3 protein-coding genes are annotated in these 6,000 nt (G+C 70.4%); 1 reads left to right on the top strand and 2 read right to left on the bottom strand.

The genetic code is table 11. From position 1 onward, the window contains the following. Positions 1 to 81: 81 nt before the first annotated feature. Positions 82 to 1,386 carry an FUSC family protein gene (locus VFH10_RS08815; RefSeq protein ID WP_325127744.1) on the bottom strand — a complete coding sequence of 435 codons (1,305 nt, stop codon included), beginning with the start codon at positions 1,384 to 1,386 and terminating at the stop codon, positions 82 to 84. 202 nt (positions 1,387 to 1,588) lie between these two features. Here VFH10_RS08815 and VFH10_RS08810 point away from each other — a divergent pair, with 202 nt between their 5' ends. Next, the gene (locus tag VFH10_RS08810) at positions 1,589 to 2,482 is read left to right on the top strand and encodes a hypothetical protein (protein ID WP_325127743.1); all 894 of its coding nucleotides are present in this window, start codon (positions 1,589 to 1,591) and stop codon (positions 2,480 to 2,482) included. Between the two features lie 74 nt (positions 2,483 to 2,556). Here the strand turns inward: VFH10_RS08810 and VFH10_RS08805 are convergent, their stop codons facing one another. Next, the gene (locus VFH10_RS08805) at positions 2,557 to 5,694 is read right to left on the bottom strand and encodes a chitobiase/beta-hexosaminidase C-terminal domain-containing protein (protein WP_325127742.1); all 3,138 of its coding nucleotides are present in this window, start codon (positions 5,692 to 5,694) and stop codon (positions 2,557 to 2,559) included. Positions 5,695 to 6,000 lie beyond the last annotated feature (306 nt).

Genomic DNA, 6,000 nt, shown 5'->3' with positions numbered 1-6,000 from the left:
CTGTCAGCCCGACCGAGAAAACCGCAGGTGCGAAGGCCCCCGCTCGCGCGAGCGGGGGTCTTCGCGACTCCCCATCGCAGGTCAGGTGCGGCGTTTGTCGCGGCGGCTCCGGCGAGCCGCGGGCAGCACCTGGGTCTCCGCGTCCGGGTCGGGCTCAGCTGCCTCCGGCGGGCGTACGCCGGACGGCCCGACGCCGTACCGCGCAGCACGTGGGCGACTCGTCCGCAGCATCTGCACCTGGCGGCGGATCCGCTCGTCGAGGTCCAGCTCGCGCAGCAGGCGCTTGACCGTCGAGAGGATCGACGCGAAGAGCTCGATCCCTTGTGGTGCGCTGGTCGTCATGAGCAGGTCGTCGAGCCGTGCCCGGGCCTCGTGCAGGCCGTCGAGCGACTCCCGGACGACCAGCACGTCGCCGGCGCTCATCCGGCGAGTGACATCCGCCTCGTCGCGCACCAGCTGTCCGAACGCGTCGACACCACCTGCCATCTCGCGCAGCGTCTGCGCCAGTCCGAGGTAGACGTCCGTGGCGCTGTCGCCCAGCCATGACGGGTCGTCGGTCGCGTCGACCACCGCGCGCAGCATCCCCCGGATCGCCACCGCGGCGTGCTCGAGCGCCTCGAGCCCTTGGCGCAGGCCCGGTCCCACGTCCGGCGTACCGACGGCGCGCACGTTGAACCGGCGGCCCTGCTCCGCGTGCAGGACGGCGGCGCCCACCCGTGGGATGGCGTGTGTGATCCGCCGGGCCTCCCCCAGCCAGTCGCGCGCCGCCGGCGCGACCTCCCGACCCTCGGTTGCCAGCTCGGTGAGCTCGTCAGCCGCGCTGGTGAGCAAGTCGCTGATCGTGTCGGCCAGGTCGTCGATGGCCATGCCCGCGTCGGCGCTGGCGACCTTGGGCGGGAACAGCAGGTTCGCCGCGATCCCGACGGCCGCTCCCACCAGGGTTTCCGCGATGCGCTGCCAGGCCGCGGCGGGGGCGCCGAGGGCGCCGACGCCCAGCACGAGCATGGCGCTGATCGCGACCTCGATGAGGTTCGACTGGAGTCGCAGGGCCTGGCCGATCGTGATCGCGATCAGGATCAGCAGACCGAGGCTCCACCACTCGAGGGGCGCGACCGCGGAGAACCCGATCGCCAGCAGCACTCCGGAGACGACGGCGACCACCCGGTCGAGGCCGCTGGCGAGCAGCGAGACGGGCGTGACCTGGACCACGAGCATCGCGGTCAGTGGGGCGAGCAGCGGCTCCGTACCGGGAAAGAACAGGGTGCCCACGACGTAGCTCGCGGTCGCGGCAATCGTGATCCGCATCGACCACAGCACCGCCGCGCGGCCGTCCTCCCGCACCCGGGTGACCGCACGGCTGAGGGTGCGTCGCCAGCGTTCGAGCACGCTTCATAGTGCCCGAGTCCCCGAGGACCACTCGGCCGGGCGCCAATTTGTCCGCGCTTGCGAGGTTGGCGAGGGCTGTCCCGGCCCGGATGAGTCATGGACGCGCTCTGGGGCGCGACCTAGCGTCGAAACAGGCCGGGGTCCCGCGTCCAACCGTCCGGCTCCACGTCTCCGGCCCGCCGCCACGCCCGAGGAGACGCTCATGAGAACCGCGATCGCAGATGTCATCAGCAAGGGCAGGTTCACCCCCGCCGCGTCGTACCAGTGGTTCGGATACGCGTGCGCAGGGCTGCTCGTCGCGAGCGGCCTCTTCCACCTCGGCGTCTACGCCGTCGACGGCGGACCGTGGCAGGGGCCGGTGTCGTGGCGCAAGCCGGTCGTGTTCGGGCTCTCCTTCGGGATCACGCTGGCGACGATCACCTGGATCACGACGTTCCTGCGTCCGGGTCGCGTGGTCGGCTGGTTGCTGGTGGGGCTGTACTCGCTGGCCTCGCTCGCCGAGGTGTTCCTGATCTCGATGCAGGCGTGGCGAGGCGTTCCCTCCCACTTCAACGAGGCAACGGTCTTCGACGAGTCGGTCTTCTCGATGATGGGCCTGCTGGTCAGCGTCATCGCGGTGCTCACCGTCGTGGTCGCCGTCTGGTCGTGGGTCCGCATCGAGGCGCCTCCCAGCCTCGCCCTGGCCATCCGGCTCGGGCTGTTGCTGATGCTGGTCAGCAACGGCGTCGGCGCCCAGATGATCGCCGAAGGCGGTAACACCTTCGGCGCGGCCGGTGCGCTCAAGGTGCCGCACGCCGTGACCCTGCACGCGCTGCAGGTGCTTCCGGCCCTGGCCCTCGTGCTGCTGGCCGGCCGGTCGACGGAGATGCGCAGGGTGCGCGTCGTCGAGCTCGGCGCCGCCGGCTACGTCGTACTGATCGGCTCGACCATGGTGCAGACGTACGCCGGGCGCGGACCACTCGACCTCGACGTGGCCTCCGCGGCGTTCGCCCTCATCGGACTGGCGCTGCTGGCGACCGCCGCGGTGATCGCGCTCCGTGGGCTCGGCGTCCAGGAGACCGTGGTCGGCCAACGGATCAGACCGCGCACGCCCTGACGACCGACGTACGACCAGGCCGGACAGCGACGGACCCCGCCACCCGAGGGTGACGGGGCCCGCGCTGCGGTGGCCTACCTGGTGACCCGGAACGTGCGGGTCGGGCTGGTGTCACGGAGGAGGGTGGCGTCACCGCGCCACACCGCCGTCGCGGACCACTTGCCGACCTGGTGGGGTGCCCGCAGGGTCACCTTCCACGCGCCGTTGCGGTTCACGGTGGCCCGCACCTTGTCGGTGCGGTTGCCGGGACCGTCCAGCTTCACGATGACCTTCGCACCCTGCATCGCCGGGCCGAACTTTCCGCGCAGGGTCACCTTGTGGCCGCGCTCCACCGTCCGGGCCGGACGGGAGAGCTTGACGACGGCCTTCACCTTGACGGTCTCGACGGCGCTGACCGCCGCCGGGTGCGCCGCGTCGCCGTTGAAGACCACGCGGTACTCCGTGGAGGCCGCCGGCTCGATCCGGAAGGCGTAGCTGCCGTCCGCCGCCGTCCTCGCCGTAGCCACGTCGACCCAGCCAGGCGCCGCGAGCCGAGCGCTGCCCTGCACCGCACGAGCCTGGAGCACGACCGGAGCATCTGCCAGCGCCTGCCCGTTCGGGGCGAGCACTCCCTGCAGGGTGGTGGTGCCACCGGCGTTGACCGGTCCTGCGGCACCCCGCTGAAGCGTGACCCCGTTGGTCAGGCCCGCACCCCCGGTGGGCGGTGGCGTTGTCGTACCGCCGCCACCAGTGCCTCCGCCACCGGTGCCGCCACCGGTGCCGCCGCCACCGGGCGGCTGCGGAGCGGTGATCGTGAAGGTCCACGACACCGGGTTGCTGGCGTTGCCGGCCAGGTCGACCGCCACCGCGCGCAGCGTCAGGCTGCTGGAGATCCGGATCGACCCACCGTTGGCCAGGACCGATGCGGTCGCGCCCCTCGGGTCGGAGCCGTCCGTGGTGAACCGGATGGACGCCGTCGGGTCCGGGGAGCTCAGCGTGACGTCCTGGGCCGCGGTGAAGCTGCCGCCCTGGGACGAGCTGTTCAAGGTCGGCGCCGTGGTGTCGACCGTGTAGGTCTCCGCCTCCGGCAACGACGTACCGCCGGGACCAACGCCGATGTAGGTCAGCGTGGTGGTCCCCTCCGGGATGCTGATCGGACCGTTGTAGACCTGGCCGGTCGTGGCGGTCGGGGTGGACCCGTTCAGCGTGTACCGGATCTGCGTGGTGTTGGTGCCCGTGAGGGTCACCTGCAGGGCCTGGTTGAACGTGCCCGTCTGGAAGTTCGCCATCACGCCGGGACCACCGGCGAGCTTGCCCTGCACGGCGAACTGGTTGGTGGAACCGATCCGGACCGGCGAGATGGGTGCCCCGTTGCCGTTCGTGATCTGGTCGACCGTGAACTCGTTGGTGCCGTGCGGACTTCCGGTGACCGCGTGCGGCGTGTTCGGGTCACCGACGTAGCCGGCCGGAGCGCCGGTGTCCCAGCGCAGGAACGGACCGACGGGCTGGGTGAGCAGCGCCTGGAAGTCACCGCAGGGCCCGCCCAGGCAGCCGTTGTCATCGGTGTAGAACAGCCGGCCACGGTCGTCCGCGCTCGTCTCGACCACGCCGTACGGGTGCACGATCCGGTACGTCGCGAACGGGACCGCATCGCGGAGCCGCACCCGGATCCGGCCGAACGCGACCTGGTGGTCGTCCTGCACCGTGGGAGTGTCGAACGCCGCCTCCATCGCCAGGACCAACCGAGCGTCGATGGCATTCGTGCCGGTGAACTCGGCCTCGCCGGACCACCAGAACGACTCGTCCGGGAAGTTGTCCGGGAACGAGATCCCGCGACTCGGGTCGGGCAGCTCGCCGACCACCGGGCACAGCGGGTCGTCCAGGCACAGCTCCAGGTTCACTGGGTCCACTCGTGGTTCGCCGGCTGTCGGGTTGGGCAGACCGATGTCCTCGATGGCTGCCGGGTACCCGTAGCTCTTCTCGGTCGAGACGGTCCGCAGGTTGTGGATGACGAAGTGGAACTTGCCGACCGGCCCTGCTTCCCCGCCGTCGGGCACCGAGATCGCCTTGACCATCGTGGTCCGGGTGATCGGGAACGCCTCCGTGTACTCCTTGGCTGCAGGCGTCGGAACGCCGGAGGCGTTGAGCGGCCGGGTGCCGTTGGTGGTGTAGTAGATCTTCCCGACCGTGGGGTTCTCGGTCACCTCACCAGTCACTGGGTCGACGACCTTCGTGTTCGCGGTGAGCACGACGTCCTGACGGCCCTCCAGCACGGCCGGAGCCACCGCCGGGGCGGGCGTGGCGGTGACGGACGAGAGGTCCGAGCGGACGGTGTACTGCTCCGTGTAGACCTGGCTGGTCTGGCTAGCGGTGCGCACGACGTACTTCAACGTCATGGCGACGCCGTTCTCCGCAGGCAGAGTGACCGTTGCGTCCGGCGCCTCAGGGGTCGACTCGTACGTCGTCGCCGTCCCGCTGGTCAACGGGTCGGAGCCGTCCGTGGTGTAGACGATCTCGGACTCACCCGGGAACGACGACGTGATCGTGATGGGCGTTTCCGTCAGGTAGAGGTCGCCCGGGTCCGAGACGGTCCCGCGCGGCTGGGCGAGACGACCCTGTACGGCGAAGAGGTTCGTCTCGATCCCCGCCGCACCAAGACCCGGACCAGTGACCCGGAAGAGATTCTGACCCGTCGGGCTACCCGTCACGGTGTGCTCGACGTTCGGGTCACCGATGAAGCCCTCTGGGAGGGTCCCGAGGTCGCTGTCCCAGGTCAGGAACGGGCCGGTTGTCGTGCCCGTTGCGCTCGTGAAGTCACAGGGAGTGCTGAGGCAGCCCTGGTCGGTGGTCTCGAAGACCCGACCACGGTCGTCGGCCGTCACGTCGTACTCGCCGTACGGCGTGACCACGTGGTAGTCGCCACCGGGGGTCAGGTCGTCGATGCGGATCCGCAGCCGGGAGAACGCGACCTGCTGGCCGACGGCGACCTCTCCGGGACCACCGAAGGCGGCCTCCTGGGCGAGCACCAGCCGTGCCCGAACGGTGCCGGTGTCGATCAGCGCATCGGCGGACCACCAGAACGACTCGTCGGGGAAGTTCTCCGGCATCGACATGTCTGCGTTCGGGTCCGGCAGCTCACCGACGACGGGACACATCACGGGGTCGTCGAGGCAGAGCTCGAGGCGGACCTCGCCGTCCCCGAACCAGAACGGGTAGCCCGTCGTCTGGTCCACCGGGCCGACCTCGGCGGCATACAGAGTGGCAGCGGACGCCGGCGCCGCGAGCGGGACGAGCCCGACCACGGACATGGCGCCTGCGAGCAGGCCCGCCGCGAGGGTGGATACCCTGCGCCGGCGGCTGCGAGCTTGCGGAGAAGGACATGGCAGTGCAGGTCTGTTCATGTGTGTTGCTCCCCGGTCCTGCGACCCCCCGGCCGCGCGTGTATGGCTGAGAGGCATCGTCACGGGGGTCTGAAAAATTCTTGTGAAATGCAACAGACGGCGCTCGCGGCACAATCTGCAACAGTCACGACTGCCACA

This window comes from Nocardioides sp., assembly GCF_035697785.1.
GTDB lineage: Bacteria > Actinomycetota > Actinomycetes > Propionibacteriales > Nocardioidaceae > Nocardioides_B.
This window is presented reverse-complemented; position numbering and strand designations above follow the sequence as displayed.

Coding starts and splice junctions, on each gene's coding strand:
- VFH10_RS08810 (WP_325127743.1), top strand. CDS start 1,589: ATGAGAACCGCGATCGCAGATGTCATCAGCAAGGGCAGGTTCACCCCC.